General features: G+C 60.0%; 21 protein-coding genes. 12 read left to right on the top strand and 9 right to left on the bottom strand.

Annotation, left to right across the window (positions count from 1 at the left end; all coding sequences use genetic code 11):
- Window positions 1–190: 190 nt before the first annotated feature.
- From DA373_RS15165 to xseB, 4 genes are all read right to left on the bottom strand, one after another.
- Window positions 191–748, bottom strand: coding sequence for a hypothetical protein (locus DA373_RS15165; RefSeq protein WP_198650332.1), 558 nt, complete (start codon window positions 746–748; stop codon window positions 191–193).
- A 155-nt stretch (window positions 749–903) separates the two neighbouring features.
- Window positions 904–2,769 carry a 1-deoxy-D-xylulose-5-phosphate synthase gene (dxs, locus tag DA373_RS15160; RefSeq protein WP_107853120.1) on the bottom strand — a complete coding sequence of 622 codons (1,866 nt, stop codon included), beginning with the start codon at window positions 2,767–2,769 and terminating at the stop codon, window positions 904–906.
- Between the two features lie 20 nt (window positions 2,770–2,789).
- Window positions 2,790–3,677, bottom strand: a complete 888-nt coding sequence (ispA, locus tag DA373_RS15155) for a (2E,6E)-farnesyl diphosphate synthase (RefSeq protein WP_107853119.1) — start codon at window positions 3,675–3,677, stop codon at window positions 2,790–2,792.
- Window positions 3,674–3,922: an exodeoxyribonuclease VII small subunit gene (gene xseB, locus DA373_RS15150; RefSeq protein ID WP_198650331.1), complete on the bottom strand. Its 249-nt coding sequence runs from the start codon at window positions 3,920–3,922 to the stop codon at window positions 3,674–3,676. The genes ispA and xseB overlap by 4 nt, the downstream gene beginning before the upstream one ends.
- A gap of 217 nt (window positions 3,923–4,139) precedes the next feature.
- Here xseB and thiI point away from each other — a divergent pair, with 217 nt between their 5' ends.
- The gene (gene thiI, locus DA373_RS15145) at window positions 4,140–5,588 is read left to right on the top strand and encodes a tRNA uracil 4-sulfurtransferase ThiI (RefSeq protein WP_107853118.1); all 1,449 of its coding nucleotides are present in this window, start codon (window positions 4,140–4,142) and stop codon (window positions 5,586–5,588) included.
- A 72-nt stretch (window positions 5,589–5,660) separates the two neighbouring features.
- On the opposite strand, the gene DA373_RS15140 is transcribed toward thiI, so the two are convergent.
- The gene (locus DA373_RS15140) at window positions 5,661–6,551 is read right to left on the bottom strand and encodes a ketopantoate reductase family protein (protein WP_107853117.1); all 891 of its coding nucleotides are present in this window, start codon (window positions 6,549–6,551) and stop codon (window positions 5,661–5,663) included.
- Between the two features lie 106 nt (window positions 6,552–6,657).
- Here DA373_RS15140 and DA373_RS15135 point away from each other — a divergent pair, with 106 nt between their 5' ends.
- Window positions 6,658–7,140, top strand: coding sequence for a YajQ family cyclic di-GMP-binding protein (locus DA373_RS15135; protein WP_107853116.1), 483 nt, complete (start codon window positions 6,658–6,660; stop codon window positions 7,138–7,140).
- Window positions 7,141–7,238: 98 nt separating this feature from the next.
- On the opposite strand, the gene DA373_RS15130 is transcribed toward DA373_RS15135, so the two are convergent.
- From DA373_RS15130 to DA373_RS15115, 4 genes are all read right to left on the bottom strand, one after another.
- Window positions 7,239–8,612, bottom strand: coding sequence for an AmpG family muropeptide MFS transporter (locus DA373_RS15130; protein ID WP_198650333.1), 1,374 nt, complete (start codon window positions 8,610–8,612; stop codon window positions 7,239–7,241).
- Window positions 8,613–8,615: 3 nt separating this feature from the next.
- Window positions 8,616–9,170, bottom strand: coding sequence for a peptidylprolyl isomerase (locus DA373_RS15125; RefSeq protein WP_107853114.1), 555 nt, complete (start codon window positions 9,168–9,170; stop codon window positions 8,616–8,618).
- A gap of 173 nt (window positions 9,171–9,343) precedes the next feature.
- Window positions 9,344–9,925, bottom strand: coding sequence for a YajG family lipoprotein (locus DA373_RS15120; protein ID WP_107853113.1), 582 nt, complete (start codon window positions 9,923–9,925; stop codon window positions 9,344–9,346).
- An 11-nt stretch (window positions 9,926–9,936) separates the two neighbouring features.
- Window positions 9,937–11,073, bottom strand: coding sequence for a methyltransferase (locus tag DA373_RS15115; protein ID WP_107853112.1), 1,137 nt, complete (start codon window positions 11,071–11,073; stop codon window positions 9,937–9,939).
- A 61-nt stretch (window positions 11,074–11,134) separates the two neighbouring features.
- Between DA373_RS15115 and DA373_RS15110 the strand changes: the two genes are divergently transcribed.
- From DA373_RS15110 to nqrM, 10 genes are all read left to right on the top strand, one after another.
- Window positions 11,135–11,725 carry an alpha-ketoglutarate-dependent dioxygenase AlkB family protein gene (locus DA373_RS15110; protein ID WP_107853111.1) on the top strand — a complete coding sequence of 197 codons (591 nt, stop codon included), beginning with the start codon at window positions 11,135–11,137 and terminating at the stop codon, window positions 11,723–11,725.
- Between the two features lie 54 nt (window positions 11,726–11,779).
- On the top strand, window positions 11,780–12,097 hold the full coding sequence (locus DA373_RS15105; protein WP_107853110.1) for a BolA family protein: 318 nt from the start codon (window positions 11,780–11,782) through the stop codon (window positions 12,095–12,097).
- Window positions 12,098–12,462: 365 nt separating this feature from the next.
- Window positions 12,463–13,806: a Na(+)-translocating NADH-quinone reductase subunit A gene (locus tag DA373_RS15100; RefSeq protein WP_107853109.1), complete on the top strand. Its 1,344-nt coding sequence runs from the start codon at window positions 12,463–12,465 to the stop codon at window positions 13,804–13,806.
- Window positions 13,807–13,811: 5 nt separating this feature from the next.
- Window positions 13,812–15,050 (top strand): NADH:ubiquinone reductase (Na(+)-transporting) subunit B, encoded by a 1,239-nt coding sequence (locus DA373_RS15095; protein ID WP_107853108.1) that lies wholly within the window; start codon window positions 13,812–13,814, stop codon window positions 15,048–15,050.
- Window positions 15,043–15,813, top strand: a complete 771-nt coding sequence (locus DA373_RS15090; RefSeq protein WP_107853107.1) for a Na(+)-translocating NADH-quinone reductase subunit C — start codon at window positions 15,043–15,045, stop codon at window positions 15,811–15,813. The genes DA373_RS15095 and DA373_RS15090 overlap by 8 nt, the downstream gene beginning before the upstream one ends.
- Window positions 15,806–16,438: an NADH:ubiquinone reductase (Na(+)-transporting) subunit D gene (locus DA373_RS15085; RefSeq protein WP_014291675.1), complete on the top strand. Its 633-nt coding sequence runs from the start codon at window positions 15,806–15,808 to the stop codon at window positions 16,436–16,438. Before DA373_RS15090 ends, DA373_RS15085 begins: the two co-directional genes overlap by 8 nt.
- A gap of 3 nt (window positions 16,439–16,441) precedes the next feature.
- Window positions 16,442–17,038, top strand: a complete 597-nt coding sequence (gene nqrE / locus DA373_RS15080) for an NADH:ubiquinone reductase (Na(+)-transporting) subunit E (RefSeq protein ID WP_107853106.1) — start codon at window positions 16,442–16,444, stop codon at window positions 17,036–17,038.
- Window positions 17,039–17,064: 26 nt separating this feature from the next.
- Window positions 17,065–18,288 carry an NADH:ubiquinone reductase (Na(+)-transporting) subunit F gene (nqrF, locus tag DA373_RS15075; RefSeq protein WP_107853105.1) on the top strand — a complete coding sequence of 408 codons (1,224 nt, stop codon included), beginning with the start codon at window positions 17,065–17,067 and terminating at the stop codon, window positions 18,286–18,288.
- 6 nt (window positions 18,289–18,294) lie between these two features.
- Window positions 18,295–19,329: an FAD:protein FMN transferase gene (locus DA373_RS15070; RefSeq protein WP_107853104.1), complete on the top strand. Its 1,035-nt coding sequence runs from the start codon at window positions 18,295–18,297 to the stop codon at window positions 19,327–19,329.
- A 1-nt stretch (window position 19,330) separates the two neighbouring features.
- On the top strand, window positions 19,331–19,555 hold the full coding sequence (nqrM, locus tag DA373_RS15065) for a (Na+)-NQR maturation NqrM (protein WP_094201677.1): 225 nt from the start codon (window positions 19,331–19,333) through the stop codon (window positions 19,553–19,555).
- Window positions 19,556–19,706: the final 151 nt, after the last annotated feature.

The following is a 19,706-nucleotide window of genomic DNA, read 5'->3' as shown; positions in this document are numbered from 1 at the left end:
ATTATGGCAAACTGTGCGGACGGCAGGCATGGCGGATACTCTTTGTTTTTTTGGCGATTAATAAAGAGAAAATCTACCATGCCTGCCTATTTTTTTGGGGATCCCTCAGCGCCTTCGCGGGAGTGACGGGGGTAAGAGCGGGAGTGACGGAAGGTCAGAGCGGGCGTCAGCCCGCCCGCGCCGGCTTTACCTACTCAACCGGGATCATCAGGTGCTCATAGGGGGTGCCGCGCCACATTATCCAGGGTTGCGAGGTATCGGGATCGGCGCCGGGATCAGGGTAGCCCTGCATCGCCTCACTGGTATTGAAGATCATGATGTGGGGCGGCTCCTTGAGATGGGTGCGGCCTTCGGCAGGCTGGCTGGCGAACGGATCCGTGTTGCTGGCGGCGCCACCACCGGCCAGCATGTAGGCAAAGCCCAGCTTGCCGGCGGGCGGCGGCGTCTTGTTGATCCAGGCCTTGACCCACTCCAGGCCATTCTCATCCACACACATGGGATCATTGGCGGGGGAGCCGGGATCATCGGGCATGCAGGTAAAGTTGTTGGTGCCTTCCTTCAGGGTTTTGAAGTTGCCTTCGGCGTCCACGATGACCACGGCGGCATCGCGGCCCACTGCCTCTGGTGCGGCCGAGATGGCGCTGGCAATCAACGCCTGATCATCCGCGCTGGCCAGGCCGGTGACGCACATCAGCGTCACAGCCAGGCAGGCACGGTGAAGTCCTGCATAGCGGTATAAAGGGATCATGATCTTGCTCTCCTGGGTGACAGACTGCAGTGACGGGCGGGCGTGAAAAGACCATGCCAGGCCGCCATTGCAAAGTGTAGTGCAGGCCGGGGAGCGGATTAGAAGGGGGAGGGGAAATCAAGCCGGCGGCCCGAGCTGGCTGCCGGCGAAGTTTATCAGCGGGCCTGATAGTCCTTTACGGCCTTGATAATGCCGTCGGCATTCAGGCCCAGCTTGGCCAGTATCTGCTGCTGGCTGCCCTGCTCCACAAAGTGGTCGGGCAGGCCCAGATTCAGTACCGGCACCGGCTTTTTATGGCGCATCAGGCATTCGTTCACCGCCGAGCCGGCGCCGCCCATAATGGCGTTTTCTTCCACCGTCACCAGCAGCTCGTGGTCGGCCTGCAGCTCCAGCACCAGGGCTTCGTCCAGGGGTTTTACAAAGCGCATGTCCACCAGGGTGGCGTCAAGGGCGTCGGCGGCGGTTTCTGCTTCGGGCAGCAGGGTGCCGAAGTTCAGCAGCGCCACTCCGCTGCCCTTGCGAATGCGCCGGCCCTTGCCGATGTCCAGGGCGGTCATGGACTCGTCAATGTCGGTGCCCCGGCCGCTGCCGCGGGGGTAGCGCACGGCGGCGGGGCCGGTGTGCATATAGCCGGTATAGAGCATTTGCCGGCATTCGTTTTCGTCTGCCGGGGTCATGATCACCATGTTGGGCACGGTGCGCATAAAGCTCAGATCATAGGCGCCCTGATGGGTGGGGCCGTCGGCGCCGACGATGCCGGCGCGGTCAATGGCAAACAGCACGTCCAGATTCTGCAGCGCCACATCGTGGATCAGCTGATCGTAGGCACGTTGCAGAAAGGTGGAATAAATGGCCACTACCGGCTTTTTGCCTTCAATGGCCAGGCCCGCCGCCAGGGTCACGGCGTGCTGCTCGGCAATGGCCACGTCAAAGTAGCGTTTGGGATATTCCCGCGAGAAGCGCACCAGGCCGGAGCCTTCGCGCATGGCCGGGGTAATGGCCATCAGCCTGTTGCAGTCTCTGGCCATGTCACACAGCCAGGTGCCGAAAATGCTGGAAAAGCTGGGGCTGGCGGGGGTGCTCTTGGGCAGGCTGTTGGTGGCCGGATCAAATTTGGGCACACCGTGATAGCCAATAGGATCTTGTTCTGCGGGCAGGTAGCCTTTGCCCTTGCGGGTCATCACATGCAGAAACTGCGGGCCCTTGAGCTTGCGCATGTTGCGCAGAGTTTCCACCAGGGTATCGATGTCGTGACCGTCAATGGGGCCCACATAGTTAAAGCCGAATTCCTCGAACAGGGTGCCGGGCACCACCATGCCCTTGAGGTGCTCTTCGGTGCGCCGGGCCAACTCCTTCAGCGGCGGCAGTATTTCCAGCGCCTTTTTGCCGCCCTCGCGCAGGGTGCTGTAGAGGGAGCCGGACATGATCCGCGCCAGATGGTTGTTGAGCGCGCCCACGTTCTCGGAGATGGACATTTCATTGTCGTTCAGCACCACCAGCATGTCTTTGTGCAGGTCACCGGCGTGGTTCAGGGCCTCAAAGGCCATGCCGGCGGTGAGGGCGCCGTCACCGATCACCGCCACCACCTTGCGGTTCTGCTTTTCCTCATCGGCGGCAATGGCCATGCCCAGCGCCGCGCCAATGCTGGTGCTGGAGTGGCCCACCGAGAGGGTGTCGTATTCGCTTTCTTCCCGCCAGGGAAAGGGGTGCAGGCCTTCATACTGGCGAATGCTGGCCATGCGCTCGCGCCGGCCGGTCAGGATCTTGTGAGGGTAGGCCTGATGGCCCACGTCCCAGACCAGGCGGTCAAAGGGGGTGTTATACACATAGTGCAGGGCCACGGTCAGCTCCACTACGCCCAGCCCCGATGCCAGGTGGCCGCTGCTGCGGCTCACCGAATGCAGCAGGTAGGATCTCAGCTCGTCACACAGGGCCGGCAAACGCTCCTGGGGCAGGCTGCGCAGCTCTTCCGGCAGATTAGCCAGGGCCAGGGTGGGGTAATCGGCAATATTCAGACTCATAGGCTTGTCATTATTCAGATTTAGTATTCGCGCTGCACTATGTAGTGGGCGAAGGCTTCCAGAGTGTCGGTGTGACAGGGCAGGCCGGCGAGGGCGGCAAGAGCGTCCTGATGCAGGCTTTTGGCCAGGGCGCGGGCACCGTCCAGGCCCAGCAGCACCGGATAGGTGCTTTTTTGCTGAGCCAGATCCTTGCCCTGGGTCTTGCCCAGTGTCTCGGTGCTGGCGGTAATGTCGAGAATGTCGTCCTGCACCTGAAACGCCAGGCCAATGGCCTCGGCGTAGCGGCTGAGGGCGGCCAGTTCGGCATCCTGCATGGCGGGGGAGCACAGCGCCCCCATGCGCACCGCGGCCCGGATCAGCGCCCCGGTTTTGTGGCGGTGAATGCTTTCCAGGGTGGTGGGTTCTACCGGCTTGCCCTCGTGGTAAATGTCCAGCGCCTGACCGCCGCACATGCCGCCATAGCCGCTGGCGCTGGCCAGCTCCCGCACCAGTTGCAGTTTGCGCTCGGCGGGCAGGCTGCCGCCGGCCTGGCTGATCAGCTCAAAGGCCAGGGTCTGCAGGGCGTCGCCGGCAAGAATGGCGGTGGCTTCGTCAAAGGCCTTGTGCACCGTGGGCTTGCCCCGGCGCAGATCGTCGTTGTCCATGGCCGGCAGATCGTCATGGATCAGGGAATAGGCGTGAATGCACTCAATGGCGGCGGCGGCGGCATCGGTGGCTTTTGGGTCGGCGTGTCCGATGAGCTCTGCGGTGGCATACACCAGCATGGGGCGCACCCGCTTGCCCCCCTGCAGCAGGCCATATTCCATGGCGTCGCGCAGGGTGGGAGCCAGGTCGTCCAGCCGCTCCAGGGCCCGGCGCAGGGCGGCGTCGATACGCTCGCCATATTGCTGTTGCCACTGGCCGATCACGCCTCGTCCTCCGCAGGGTTGAAGTCGGCCAGGGTGTTGCCGTCCTTCATCAGGATCTTCACCTGCTGTTCAGCCTGGTTCAGCCGTTGCTGGCCGGCGCGCACCAGCTGCACCCCCCGCTCAAACGATTTCAGCGCCTGCTCCAGACTCAGCTCTCCCTGCTCCAGCTGGCCCACCAGGCCTTCCAGCTCGGCGAGTGCGCTTTCAAAGTCCATGTTTTCCGGTTTTCTGGCAGCCACGGGCATCCTCTGTTCTGTCGCATGCAAAATTGGGCCAATAGTAACATTGCTGATCGGGATTTGGCGAAAGATTAGATTCATCCGAATGGCACCGGTAACAAAGGGAGGACTCATGCAGGTTCTGCCTGGGTTCCGGCGTGGCTGCTTTTCTTTTAACCGCAGGCCCGGCACGTGTATAATGCTTGGCTCTTTTTTTATGTGTTGTCCCTGAGCGTACCGAATTATGAAATTTATCATCAAGCTTCATCCAGAAATCACCATCAAGAGCAAGTCGGTGCGCCAGCGCATGAGCAAGATCCTCTCCGGCAACATTCGCAATACCCTCAAACCGCTGGATGAAACCGTCAAGGTACGCGCCGACTGGGACAAGCTGGTGGTACGCAGCAACAACCATGATGAAGACAGCCGCCGCAAGCTGATTGAGGCGCTGGCCTGTATTCCCGGCATTCAGTCGTTTCTGGAGGTGGTGGAATACAGGGTGTCGTCCATGGATGACATTCTTGAGCACACCCAGGCCATGTTTGGCGACAAGCTGGCGGGCAAGACCTTTTGTGTGCGCGCCAAGCGCCGGGGCAAGCAGGAGTTCAGCTCCCTGGATGTGGAGCGCTATGTGGGCGGCGGCCTGAACCAGCGTTGCGAGACCGGCGGTGTCAGGCTCAAGCAACCCGATGTGCAGATCAATCTGGAACTGGACGACGACAGGCTCTATCTGGTGAGCGAGCAGCACGCCGGCATGAGCGGTTTTCCCATCGCCACCCAGGAGAGCGTGCTCAGCCTGATGTCCGGCGGCTACGACTCGGGCGTGTCGTCCTGGCAGTTCATCAAGCGCGGCAGCCGGGTGCATTACTGCTTCTTCAATCTGGGCGGCCGTGAGCACGAGGCCGGAGTACGTGAGGTGGTGCACTTTTTGTGGAAGAAGTATGGCGCCTCACACCGGGTCAAGTTTATCTCTGTGCCTTTTGAGGGCGTGGTCAGCGAGATCCTGGAGAAAGTCGACAAGGGCCACATGGGCGTGGTGCTCAAGCGCATGATGATGCGCGCCGGCGCCGCCGTGGCCGAACGACTGGGGGTGAATGCCCTGGTTACCGGCGAGTCCATGGGCCAGGTATCGAGCCAGACCGTGACCAATCTCAATGTGATTGACCGGGTAACTGATACCCTGATCCTGCGTCCGCTTATCGCCACCGACAAGCAGGACATTATCGATCAGGCGCGGGCCATCGGTACCGCGCCCTTTGCAGAGAAAATGCCGGAATACTGCGGCGTGATTTCCCAGAAGCCCACCATCAAGGCGGTGCTGAGCAAGGTGGAAGAAGAAGAAGCCAATTTTGACTTCGGCGTGCTCGACACCGCGGTGCAGGCCTCCTTTGTGGAAGACGTGCGCGATCTGGGCAAGGTATGGGAGGTGCCGGAAGTGGAATTCAGTGAACAGGCCAGCGAAGAAGAGGTGATCCTCGACATTCGCGCCCCCGAGGAAGAAGAGCAGTCGCCGCTGGAAGTGGACGGCCACAAGGTGGTGCATCTGCCGTTTTTCCGTCTGGCCCACCAGTTTGGCGAGCTGGATCAGAACAAGACCTATCTGCTGTATTGCGCCCGCGGCGTGATGAGCCGGCTGCAGGCCATTCACCTGAAAGAGCAGGGCTTTGACAATGTGAAGGTGTACAAACCCTGATTTGGTGAGGGGGGAGGGGGCTCGCTCTTACGCCTCACCCCTCACCCCTCACCCCTCACCCCTCACGTACCCTTACCCGCCCTGCTTTTTTACCTCGTTATACAGCTGCCGGCATACCGGCACCGGTAAACGTCCTGCGTGCCTGAGCACATAGCCGGTGATGTAGTCGATCTCGGTGGGGCGGCCGTGGGCCAGATCCTGATGCATGGAGGAATAGTTGGTGGCGGTGAGTTCAATCACGCTGTGGAGCCGCCGGCGAAACTGCGTCAGGGTCTCGGTTTCACCCAGTTGTGCCAGCACGCTGTGCACTTCCTCGCTGAGCTGATCCAGTACATCGGCAAAACGAGGCTCGTGCAGCTGGCCGTTGTGAATGTGGTGACAGGCGGTGAGGGGGTTGATCACGGCGTTGATGGCCAGTTTGCGGTGCTGCAGCGAGACAATATCTTCGTTCCACTCGGCATGGCCCAGGGCGCCGGCCAGTGCTTTGGTCAGGTGAGCAAAGGCCTTGCCCTTGTCATTGACCGGTCCCAGCCAGGTTTCACCCTTGCCGGTGTGACGCACCTGCCAGGGGCCTTCCTTCAGCGCGCCATGGCTGGTGACGCCCGCCAGCAGCGGGTTGTGGGGAAGAGCGCTGGCCACCTGTTCGGCCACGCCCATGCCGTTGTGCAGCAGTATGACAGGGGTGTTGGCGGACAGGCCACGCAGGCTGGTGAGGGCTGGCAGCACCTGATAGGCCTTGGTCAGTACCAGCAGGCAGTCGATGCCGGCGGCCTGATCGGCAAACCGGGTGTGTGTCTCGACCAGACGGCGGCGTTCGTTAAGGGCGATAAATTCCAGCGCCGGATGAAAATGCCCCCGGTGCCGTTCATTCAGCAACAACGACACCGCATTTCCTTTTTCCCGCAACAGGGCGGCAAAAGTGCAGCCCAGGGCACCGGCCCCCAGTATGGTCCATTCGCGCATCAACCTCTCCCTGAACTCTGATATTATTCTGACTTTGCAAGATTCATACGTTAGCCGTGAACCGCTGTGTATACCAGCGGTTTCGGCGTCAATGCCAGGAGTCACCATGCCCTCTTTTGATATTGTTTCCGAAGTGGAAATGAACGAAGTGCGTAACGCCGTTGAAAACGCCAACCGCGAGCTCGCCACCCGCTATGATTTTCGTGGTGTGGAAGCCAGTTTTGAACTCAACGACAACAAGGTAAAGCTGGCGGCCGATGCCGAGCTGCAGCTGCAACAGATGCGCGATATGTTGCGCGGGGCGCTGATCAAGCGTGGCATAGACGTTCGCGTGCTGGATGCGGGCAGCATTGTACGCTCGGGCAAACGCCATGTGCAGGAAATGAGCTTTCTGCAGGGCATTGACAGTGCGCTCGCCAAGAAGCTGGTGAAGAAGATCAAGGACAGCAAAATCAAGGTGCAGGCCTCGATTCAGGGGGAGCAGTTACGGGTGACCGGCAAGAAGCGGGACGATCTGCAACAGGTCATGGCCATGCTGCGCGCCGAAGAGCAGGATCAACCCCTGCAGTTTAATAACTTTCGGGACTAAAACCGTGAGGGGTGAGGAGTGAGGAGCAGCGTAGGTTGTGATGAGCGAAGCGAACCACAACATGAAGGCGACTGCGGCATGTCGGAATTCGCCGAGGCTCATTCCAACCTACGTTGTTGAGCCGGAATTCGCTTGTTAACCACCGCAATCAGCACCAGCACTGGCAGGCCGAGGGCGGCGGTGCCGGTAAAGAAGCCGGCATAGCCGATGGCGTCCACCGCCAGGCCCGAGAAACCGGCCACAAACTTGGGCAGCAGCAGCATCACCGAGCTGAACAGGGCGTACTGGGTGGCGGAAAAGGCCACGTTGGTCAGGCTCGACAGATAGGTGATAAAGGCGGCGGTGGCAATGCCGGCGCTCAGGTTGTCCAGTGAGATAATCACCGTCAGCAGGCGCACGTCCGGCCCCAGCTGGCTCATCAGGGCAAACAGCAAATTGGTGCCGGCGGTGAGCAGGGCGCCCAGCATCAGAATGCGCAGGGTGCCATAGCGGCTGACCAGCACGCCGCCAAAGGCGGCCCCGGCCAGGGTCATGATCACCCCATACACCTTGGTGACAGTGGCGATTTCGGTCTTGGAAAAGCCCATGTCCACATAAAACGGATTGGCCATCACCCCCATCACCACGTCGGCAATGCGGTAACTGGCGATCAGCCCCAGGATCAGCAGGGCGTGCCAGCCAAAGCGCTGAAAGAAGTCGGCAAAGGGCGCCACCACGGCGCTTTTGCCAAAGGCCACCAGCCCCGCCAGCCAGCCGGGCCAGCCGTTGGCCACCAGATGATCTTTGTGCTCCTGCTGTGAACGCTGTTGCTCGCCCAGATCCACCTGTGGCTCGTGCAACAGCAAACAGGTGATCACCCCCACCAGCATGCAGCCGGCCATGGCCAGGTAGGCGGTTTGCCAGCCCGTCATGTCATAGCCGGTGTCGGAGCCGGCCCAGGCGGCAATGGCCAGCGCGCCGGCACCGGCCAGTATCATGGCAAGCCGGTAGCCGGTCATGTAGGCGGCGGCCAGCGCCCCCTGCAGCCGCTCCGGGGCCGATTCAATGCGGTAGGCGTCGATGACGATGTCCTGAGTGGCGGACGCAAAGGCCACCGCCAGGGCAAACACCGCCAGTTGCGCCAGATCCGTGGTGGGATCGGACAGGGCCATGCCCGTCAGCGCCGCCATGATGATGCCCTGAGAGAGCAGCATCCAGCTGCGCCGCCGGCCCAGCCAGCGGGACAACAAGGGCAGGGGCAGCCTGTCCACCAGCGGCGACCACAGCCATTTCACGCCGTAGGCCAGCGCCACCCAGCTGAAAAAGCCGATGCTGGTGCGGCTGACGCCGGCTTCTCGCAGCCAGAACGACAATGTTCCGAACACCAGCAGCAGCGGCAGTCCGGAAGAGAACCCCAGCGCCAGCATAATAAGTACCCGCCGCTCGGTATAGAGCGACAGGCTTTGCTGCCATTTCAGAACCCGGGCGAGAATGGTTTAGCTTCCGTTCAGGCGACGAACCTGCTCAAGCACGATGGGCTCTTCCGGTACGTCCCGGGCACGTAGTTGCAGGCTCATGCCGGTGGGCACGGCGGCCATGCGCTGTAACACCTCTTCCCCCTTGATCACGCGGCCAAATACGGTGTAACCGGCGCGGCGACCGCCGTCGAGTGAAGGGTTGTCACCGAGATTGATATAGAACTGGCGGGTGGCGCTGTGCGGGTCCTGAGTACGGGCCATGGCAAGGGTGCCTGTGGTGTTCGACAGACCATTGCCGGACTCGTTCTGTACCGGCTCATAGGTGGGCAGGCGATCAAAGTCGGTATTAAAGCCGCCGCCCTGCACCACAAAACCCGGGATCAACCGGTGAAACAGGGAGCCTTCATAGCTGCCGTCGTCCACATAACGCAGAAAGTTGGCCGCGGTGTGGGGCGCGGCTTTTTCGTTCAGCTCCACTTCCAGGGTGCCCAGATTGGTGACCAGCTCGACCCGCGGGCCGGCGAGTGCGGTGGCGGACCACAGGCCCGCCAATAGAATTAACACTTTTTTCATTAATTATCGTCCGTTTTAAAGGTGAAACTGTGTCATGAAACCAATGACTTGATCCCGGCCCCTTGTAGCTGCCGCTTTAGCTGGCAGAGCCTGTGCAACAGGCTGTTAGTGCATGGTTGTCTGCGAGTTTGCGCCGGCTAAAGCGGCGCCTACAGCGCAAGTACATGCTGACCTTAGTTACCGTTAATAAAGCTCTGTACATCACGATCGGCGAGAATGTCCTGCACCATCAGGCTCAGTTGCTTGTTGAGGGCCTCGGTCACCGGGGCCAGCTCGGGGTGCAGGCGGCCGGGGAATTCCTGCTGGGCGCTGCGGCGATACTGTTTGACCACGCGGCGGCCATTCCGCTCCAGCACCAGCTGTACCCGCACCTTCTGCACCACGTCATAGCTGATGTGGCCACGGATCACCCGGGACAGCACTTCCTGCAGCTCCAGGGTGGCACGGGTGGGAGCTCCCTGCTCGATAAAAGCCCCCTGGGTGCTGAACCCCTGGGCCAGGGCCTGTTCCATCTGCAGCCGCAGGTTGTTGGCGGCACCCACCACCACCGGCGACTTGTCTTTCTGTTCAATCTGAATAATGAAATCGCTGGTGCGGTTGTCGGCGCTCGACAGCGCCAGGGGCTGGCCCCGGTATACACCGCCGCCCACTTCGGCCGGTGCCGGGTTTACGTCTACCGCGATGGGGTAGTAGCTGGCGCAGGCGGTGAGCCCCAGGGCCAGCAGGGAAGCGGTCAACCATTTGATGCAGTTCATGAATAATTCCTTCAGGCGGTATGAATGGCTCTCAGAATAACGAATTTGCGGTTGGATGCCACTACCCGCTGATTGCCGAACAGCCGTTTGAGTTTCTGGTGATAGTCGAGATGGCGGTTGCCCACCAGCAGCAGCTCGCCGCCCCGGCGCAGCACCCGGCGGGCGTCGGTCATCATCTGCCAGGCAATGTGATCGGTAATGGCCTGCTGCTGGTGAAAGGGCGGGTTGCACAGCACCAGATCGGCGCTGTCGGGGCCCATGCCGTCGAGACAGTTATTGACCAGAAAGCGGGCCCGATCCAGGGCCTCGGGCAGGTTTTTCTCCACGTTCAGCCTGGCGCTGGCCACCGCCATATGGGACTCGTCCACAAAGGTCACGGTAGCTTCGGGATTGCGCGCCAGGGTCATCAGCCCCAGCACGCCGTTGCCGCAACCCAGATCAATCACTCTGCCCCGGTAATTGGCGGGCAGGTGCTCCAGCATAAAGCGGGCGCCAATGTCGAGGCTGGCGCGGGAAAACACACTGGCGTGGTTATAAATGGTGAAGTTGCTGTTTTCCAGCCGCCAGGACAGGGGGGCCGGTGCGGGTGAGGGGGCAATGCTCGCATCGCGTTCGGTAAAGATCAGCCGGGCCTTTTTCCAGGCCAGGCTGGTGCGGGTGGGGCCAAGCATCTGCTCAAACAGTTTGAGAGTGGAGGTATGCACGTCCCGGGCCTTGGCGCTGGCCATGATAACGGTTTGCGGTCCGGCTACCCGGCTGATGGCGGCAAGCTGGTGCTCCAGCATGGCGTTGGTCTTGGGCAGCTTGAGCAGCACCAGGCCGGGAGCATCGGGCAGTTCGTCCAGACTGGTGAGGGCGCGCCACTGGGGCTCCAGGCCATTGTCGGCGGCGTTGGCGGCCAGGGCCAGCTCGGCAATGCGCGAGTCGGTCACGGTATAAGGCTGGTGCTGATGCAGCCCAAGAGTGAGGGCGCCAAAGCCGTCGTTGAGAATCACCAGGGGCGCACGCCGGTCCCAGTCCAGGGTGGCCAGCTCGTTCATGATATATTCGTCGGCCGCCTCCCAGGCCTGCAGGCCGTGGCGGGCCTGGCGCGGGTAGCGGTGCAGCTCGAGCTCGCCGCCTTCGGGCAGGGGAAAGTGATGATTCATGGGGTTCACGCCTGATGTTTGCAAAGGGCGGCATTTTAGCAGTTTGGAGGGGAAAATCAGCATGCAGCTATGGCCGGGGCCCGAGTGGCTTGCACTCAATCAGGGACGTCTGTTGTGGTGGCCCGGTGCCTTTGCTGCCGAGGCCGATGACTGGCTGGCTCAGCTAAGCCAGGAGATCCCCTGGCAACAGCACCGGCTGACGATGTTTGGCCGGGAAGTGAACGAGCCCAGGTTGTCCTGCTGGATGGGGGACTGGCCCTACCGCTATTCCGGCCGGGAGCGCCGGCCCGTGCCCTGGCATTCATTAGTGAAAGAGATGGCCGAAAGGCTTGAGACCATCTGCGGCCAGCCCTTTGATGGCGTGCTGCTCAATCTTTACCGCGACGGCCACGACAGCATGGGCTGGCATGCCGACAATGAGCCGGAGCTGGGCCCCAACCCCATGGTCGCCTCGGTCAGTCTGGGCGAAGCCCGGCGGTTTCTGCTGCGCCATACCGGCGGCGAACAGCGGGAGTTATGGCTGGAGCACGGCAGCCTGCTGGTGATGGCCGGGGAAATGCAGCATCATTGGCGCCACGCCCTGCCCAGAATGGCCCGGGCCGAAGGCCTGCGCATTAACCTGACCTTTCGCCGGCTGGCCCGGCCGGGGTGAAAGCGAGCGCGGGTTGCACCTGTCATTTGTCCTGAAGATTGCGAGGAGAACGCCATGTCGATGCAAAACACCATAGAGCACAAGGTCAGGGAGGCGCTGACGCCCGAGCACCTGGAAGTGATCAACGAAAGCTATATGCACAGAGTCGAGCCCGGTTCGGAAACCCACTTCAAGCTGGTGGTGGTGAGTCAGGCCTTTGAAGGGCAGCGTCTGCTGGCCCGTCACCGCACCCTGAATACCCTGCTGGCCGACGAGCTGGCCGCCGGCGTGCATGCCCTGGCGCTGCACACCCTGACCCCGGCCGAATGGCGTGAGCGGGGAGGGGTGCCCGCCAGTCCCAACTGCATGGGCAAGGGCGGTGTGTCGGCCTGAGCCGGCTGTTATTCACGGTTAACAAATTTGTTATAGGGCGTGGTTTGCTGGAAAGCGCTTCCATTTTGGCGTCGTCTGCGACCAAAGCATGATTACCCCTTCAAAATCATGGCCTTATTTTTGCTTGGTGAATTAATGAGCTGGCCGGTTTTGCTGACTGTGACGGTAATTTTTAGCAATTGCCGTGGCAGCCGTTGTCGTAAAAGTGCTAGAATTACGCGCCTTTTAAATCGGGCTGGATGTTACCGGAGTGTAGTCGTGCTGTTGTCAGGGCGATGCGAACATGCCGGTAGCGACTCATCAGCATGTTGTCATGTTCTGCATGGCAAGTACCTGTCTTCCCCTAACAAGTAGTGCAAGTGAGTATGATTACAATTAAAAAAGGACTGGACCTCCCAATTGCCGGGGCACCAGAGCAAGTAATCTACGATGGTCCCTCCATCAAGCGCGTTGCTACGCTGGGCGAGGAGTATGTGGGTATGCGCCCTACCATGCACGTCAAGGTAGAGGATCGCGTCAAGAAAGGTCAGGTTATCTTCGAAGACAAGAAGAATCCTGGCGTCAAATTCACAGCTCCCGCCGCCGGTACAGTGGTTGAAATCAACCGTGGCGCCAAACGTGTGCTGCAATCCGTAGTCATTGCCGTTGATGACAGCGAAGAGCAGATTACTTTCAAAAGCTACAGCTCTGCCGAACTGGCCAAACTGGAACGTGAAACTGTGCAGGAGCAGCTGGTTGAATCCGGCATGTGGACTGCCCTGCGCACACGCCCCTACAGCAAGGTGCCGGCGCTGGACTCCACCCCGCGCTCCATCTTCGTCACCGCCATGGACACCAACCCGCTCAGCGCCAATGCCGAGCTGGTGATCAAGGAAAACGCCCAGGCGTTTACCGACGGCCTGCAGGTGCTGAGCCGCCTGACCGACGGCCAGGTGCACGTGTGCAAGGGCGAAGGCAGCCTGCCTCAGGCCGCCAGCGGTAACGTCAAGGAACATGTGTTCGGTGGCGTACACCCGGCCGGTCTGCCCGGCACCCACATTCACTTTATCGATCCCATCGTGCCCGGCAAGGTGGTCTGGTACATCAACTACCAGGACGTGATCGCCTTCGGCAAGCTGTTCACCACAGGTGAAATCTGCACCGATCGCGTGGTGGCCCTGGGTGGACCCGTGGTTAACAAGCCCCGTCTGCTGCGCACCCGACTCGGTGCCTCGCTCGACGAGCTGACTGCGGGCGAGCTGCAGGACGGTGAAAACCGCGTGATTTCCGGTTCGGTACTGTCCGGCAACACCGCTGATGGTCCTCATGCCTACCTGGGTCGCTACCACCTGCAGGTCTCCGTGCTGAAGGAAGGCCGCGAGAAGGAATTCATGGGCTGGCTGGCCCCGGGTTCCAACAAGTTTTCGGTCACCCGCGCTTACCTGGGCCACCTGGCCAAGGGCAAGCTGTTTGACCTGACCACCACCACCAACGGCTCTGCCCGTGCCATGGTGCCAATCGGCAACTACGAGCGCATTATGCCGCTGGATATTCTGCCGACCCTGCTGCTGCGTGATCTGCTGTCCGGCGATACCGACAGTGCCCAGAATCTGGGTTGCCTGGAGCTGGATGAAGAAGATCTGGCGCTGTGCACCTATGTGTGCCCGGGCAAGTACGATTACGGCCAGGTGCTGCGTCAGTGTCTGACCAAGATTGAGCTAGAGGGCTAAGAGAAATGAGTTTGAAGCACACTCTGGAAAAAATGGAACACCATTTCGAACCGGGTGGTAAATACGAAAAGTTTTACGCCCTGTACGAAGCGGTGGCCACCGTGCTCTATACCCCGGGCATGGTTACTCGTCGTTCCTCCCATGTGCGTGACAGCATCGATCTGAAGCGCATCATGATCATGGTGTGGATGGCGACTTTCCCCGCCATGTTCTTCGGCATGTACAACGCCGGTGGTCAGGCCATTGCGGCCCTTACCAGCATGTACAGCCCGGCTGACCTGGCCGGCGTGATCGACGGCAACTGGCGTTACGGCCTGGCCGACAGCCTGGGGGCAACCCTGGGTGAAGGCGCCGGGTGGGGCAGCAAGATGCTGCTGGGCGCCACCTACTTCCTGCCCATCTACCTGACCGTGTTCATTGTGGGTGGTTTCTGGGAAGTACTGTTTGCCTCCGTGCGCAAGCACGAAGTGAACGAAGGCTTCTTTGTTACTTCCGTACTGTTCGCGCTGATCGTGCCCGCGACTCTGCCCCTGTGGCAGGCGGCCCTGGGCATCACCTTTGGTGTGGTCATGGCCAAGGAAATCTTTGGCGGTACCGGCAAGAACTTCCTCAACCCGGCGCTGGCGGGTCGTGCGTTCCTGTTCTTTGCCTACCCGGCCGAGATCTCCGGTGACACCGTATGGACCGCCGTTGACGGCTTCTCCGGCGCCACCGCTCTGGGCCAGTGGGCCGCCGGCGGCCAGGCTGCCCTGGTAGACGCCAACACCGGCGCCGCCATCAGCTGGATGGATGCCTTTATCGGCAACATTCAGGGCTCCATCGGTGAAGTGTCCACCCTGGCCATTCTGATCGGTGGTCTGTTCATCATCTACATGGGTATTGCCTCCTGGCGTATCGTGGGTGGCGTGATGATCGGCATGGTGGCCACTGCGGTCCTGTTCAACATGATCGGCTCCGACACCAACGCCATGTTCTCCATGCCCTGGTACTGGCACCTGGTGCTGGGCGGTTTCGCCTTCGGCATGATGTTCATGGCCACCGACCCGGTATCCGCGTCCTTTACCAACAAGGGCAAGTGGTGGTACGGCGCCCTGATCGGCGTCATGGTGGTGCTGATCCGTGTGGTCAACCCGGCCTTCCCCGAAGGCATGATGCTGGCCATTCTGTTCGCCAACCTGTTCGCTCCCTTGTTCGACCACTTCGTGGTTCAGGCAAACATCAAACGGAGGCTGGCTCGTGGCTAAGAAAGAATCTATTGGCAGAACCTTTGCCGTTGTCGGCAGCCTCTGCCTGGTCTGCTCCATCATCGTATCCGGCGCCGCCGTGATGCTGAAGCCGACTCAGCAGCGCAACCAGGCGCTGGACGTACAGACCAACATCGTCAGCGTGGCCGGTCTGGGCCGGGACAATGTGGCGGAAACCTACGACCGCTTTATTGACGCCCGGCTGCTGGACCTGACCACAGGTGAGCTGACCGACAAGTCTGCCGCCGGTTACAACCAGCGCACCGCAGCCAAGGATCCCGCCACCAGCATCAAGCTGAGTGCCGATGAAGATCCCGCTGGTATTCGCCGTCGCGCCAACCTGGCTCCGGTTTACCTGGCCAAGGATGAAAACGGCGAGCTCGACAGCATTATTCTGCCGGTACACGGTCAGGGTCTGTGGTCCACCATGTACGCCTTTATAGCGGTTGCTCCCGATGGCAACACCATCAAGGGCATCACCTACTACGAGCAGGGTGAAACCCCCGGACTCGGCGGTGAGGTAGAAAACCCCAACTGGCGTGCCCAGTTCGTCGGCAAGAAACTGTACGACGAAAACGGCAAGCCGGCGCTGAAGGTGGTCAAGGGCGGCGCGCCTGCCGGTGCCCCTTCCAGCGTGGATGGTCTGTCCGGTGCTACCCTGACCTCCGACGGTGTGCAAAAAACCTTTGAATTCTGGCTCGGTGAGAAAGGCTTTGGTCCTTTCCTGGCCAAGGTTCGTAAAGGAGAGCTGAACAATGGCTGATAAAGCTGAAATGAAAAAGGTTCTGTTCGGTCCCATCATCGGCAACAACCCCATCGCCCTTCAGGTGCTGGGTATCTGTTCTGCCCTGGCGGTGACCTCGCAGATGCAGACGGCATTCGTAATGTCGCTGGCGGTAATTGCGGTAACAGCGTTCTCCAACCTGTTTATCTCGCTTATCCGCAACCAGATCCCCAACTCGGTACGGATTATTGCCCAGATGGCGATCATCGCCTCTCTGGTCATCGTGGTGGACCAGATCCTGAAGGCTTACGCCTACGACATCTCCAAGCAGCTGTCGGTATTCGTGGGTCTGATCATCACCAACTGTATCGTAATGGGTCGCGCCGAAGCCTACGCCATGAAGAGCCCGCCCATGATGTCGTTCCTGGACGGCATCGGTAACGGGCTGGGTTACGGTCTGATCCTGCTGGTAGTGGCCACCATTCGTGAGCTGTTCGGCTCCGGCACCTGGTTTGGCATTGAAATTCTGCCGCTGATCAAAAACGGTGGCTGGTATCAGGCCAACGGTCTGCTGCTGCTGCCGCCGAGCGCCTTCTTTATCATCGGTGGCTTTATCTGGGTACTGCGTACCTTCCGCCCTGAACAGGTGGAGGCCAAGGAGTAAAAGATGGAACATTATCTGAGTCTGTTTGTTCGTGCCGTGTTCATCGAGAACCTGGCACTGGCCTTCTTCCTGGGCATGTGTACCTTTCTGGCGGTGTCCAAAAAGGTAAAGACCTCTTTTGGTCTGGGTGTGGCCGTTATCGTGGTACTGACCATTTCGGTACCGGTTAACAACCTCATCTACAACTTCATTCTGAAAGACGGCGCCATGGTCGAAGGCGTGGATCTGAGCTTCCTGAACTTCATTACCTTTATCGGGGTAATTGCGGCGCTGGTGCAGATCCTGGAAATGACCCTGGACAAGTTCTTTCCGGCGCTCTACAACGCCCTGGGTATCTTCCTGCCGCTGATTACCGTGAATTGCGCCATCTTTGGTGGTGTGTCCTTCATGGTGCAGCGGGACTACAACTTCGGCGAGTCCATCGTCTACGGTTTTGGTTCCGGTGTGGGCTGGATGCTGGCCATCGTACTGCTGGCCGGTTTGCGTGAGAAGATGAAGTATGCGGATGTGCCCAATGGTCTGCGCGGCCTGGGTATCACCTTTATTTCCGCCGGCCTGATGGCCCTCGGCTTCATGTCTTTCTCTGGCATTTCTCTGTAAACCCAGTGACGGAAAAGGAATAAACGATGGAAATCATTCTAGGCGTGGTCATGTTCACCGTGATCGTGCTGGCCCTGGTAAGCATCATTCTGTTTGCCAAGTCCAAGCTCGTCGCGGAAGGGGATGTGACTATCAGCATCAATGACGATCCCGAAAAGGCGATCACCTCCGGTGCCGGTGTCAAACTGCTGGGCGCCCTGGCGGCCAACGGTATCTTCGTATCTTCAGCCTGTGGTGGCGGTGGCTCCTGTGGCCAGTGTCGCGTGCGGGTTCTGGACGGTGGCGGCGAAATTCTCCCCACCGAGCTGGATCATATCTCCAAGCGCGAAGCCCGCGAAGGCGAGCGTCTGTCCTGTCAGGTGAACGTCAAGCAGGACATGAAGATCGAGCTGCCGGAAGAAGTATTTGGTATCAAGAAGTGGGACTGTGAAGTTATCTCCAACGATAACAAGGCCACCTTCATCAAGGAACTCAAGCTGAAGATCCCCAACGGCGAAAGCGTGCCTTTCCGTGCCGGCGGTTACATTCAGATTGAAGCGCCGCCTCACCACGTGAAGTACAAAGACTTCGATGTGCCCGAGGAATACCGCGAAGACTGGGACAAGTTCAAGATCTTCGATCTGGAGTCCAAGGTAGACGAGGAAGTGATCCGCGCCTACTCCATGGCCAACTACCCGGAAGAAGAAGGCATCATTATGCTGAACGTGCGGATTGCGACGCCGCCGCCCAGCAACTGGACCGCTCCTCCCGGCAAAATGTCTTCCTACATCTGGTCCCTGAAGCCGGGTGACAAGGCCACCATCTCCGGTCCCTTCGGTGAGTTCTTCGCCAAGGACACCGACGCCGAAATGGTGTTTATCGGTGGTGGTGCCGGTATGGCGCCGATGCGTTCGCACATCTTTGACCAGCTCAAGCGCCTGAACTCCAAGCGCAAGATCAGCTTCTGGTACGGTGCCCGCTCCAAGCGCGAAATGTTCTATGTGGAAGACTTTGACGGTCTGCAGGAGCAGTTCGACAACTTCCAGTGGCATGTGGCCCTGTCTGACCCTCAGCCCGATGACAACTGGGAAGGTTACACCGGCTTCATTCACAACGTGTTGTACGAAAACTACCTGCGCGATCACGAAGCGCCGGAAGACTGTGAATACTATATGTGTGGACCGCCCGTGATGAACGCCGCCGTTATCAACATGCTCAAGAACCTGGGCGTTGAAGACGAGAACATCCTGCTGGATGACTTCGGCGGTTAATCACTGATGATCACTCGCGTAATCAACTGGCTGGCCCCATTGGGGCTGGCCTTTTTATTGGCGGCCTGCCAGCCGGGCGACGACGCCGCCCCGCAGCTGCACCTGACCGGCAACACCATGGGTACCTACTATTCCGTTAAAATAGTGGGCGCCGATGACAGCCAGGCGAGTGCGCTGCAGGCGGAAATCGACCGTCGGCTGGAGCAGGTCAATGATCATATGTCCACCTACCGCGAGGGTTCAGAGCTGAGCCGGTTTAACCGGCATAAAGCCGAAACCCCTTTTCTTGTGTCGGGTGACACTGCAAAGGTAGTGACCGCCGCCCTGCAGCTGGGCCGGCTGACCGGCGGCGCCCTGGATGTGACCGTGGGCCCGCTGGTGAACCTGTGGGGCTTTGGCCCCGATGCCAGGCCCACGCACATTCCCGATGATGAACAGCTGGCTGCCGTCAAAGCGCAGACTGGCCTCAAACATCTGAGCGTGCTCACCGCTGCCGACGGCGATTACCTGCAAAAATCCCTGCCCGGGCTCTATGTGGATCTGTCGTCCATCGCCAAGGGCTACGGTGTGGATGCGGTGTCGGAATACCTGAGCGAACAGGGGCTCACCAACCATCTGGTGGAAATCGGCGGTGAGGTGAAAACCCGTGGCCTGAACGCCCATGGTCAGGACTGGCGCATTGCGGTGGAAAAGCCCGGCCCGGGCACCGGCATGGTACAGCAGGTGGTGGCGATTGCCGGCACCAGCGTGGCCACTTCCGGTGACTACCGTAACTATTATGAGCTGGACGGCAAGCGCTTGTCCCACACCATGGATCCGGCCACCGGCAAGCCGATCACCCACAAACTGGCATCGGTGACAGTGATCCATCCATCCTGTATGATCGCCGACGGACTGGCCACGGCGCTGACGGTGATGGGAACGGAACGAGCGCTGGCCTTTGCCGAACGGCAGGGACTGGCGGTATATCTGCTCACCAAGACCGATGACGGTTTCAGGGTGGATATGACCAGCGCCTTCAAGAAGTATCTAAGAGGTTGATATGCTGTATTTTCTGGTTACCTTCGGAGTCTTTGCCCTGGTGATTGCCGCCATGGCCATCGGCTATATCATTCAGCGCAAGACCATCTCCGGCTCCTGTGGCGGCCTGGGTGGCATCGGTGTGGAAAAGGCCTGCGACTGTCCCGATCCCTGCGACAACCGCAAAAAGAAAATGGCCAAGGAAGAAGCCCGCCGCAAAATGCTGGAAGAAAACCGCATTATCTAAAAGCAGGGACCAGGGATTGGGGACTAGGTGGCGTTCTCAATTAGTGTAAACTCCTACCGATAGCCACTTGCATCAGGGCCTTCGGAGTGTAAATGAGTGAGCGTACAGTACTGAGAGATGACCAGTGGGAACGGATCAAGGACTTGCTTCC

This window comes from Oceanimonas marisflavi (genome assembly GCF_003049725.1).
Taxonomy (GTDB): Bacteria; Pseudomonadota; Gammaproteobacteria; order Enterobacterales; family Aeromonadaceae; genus Oceanimonas; species Oceanimonas marisflavi.
Note: the sequence above shows the minus strand (reverse complement) of the source record. Positions and strands in the feature narration are given on the sequence as shown.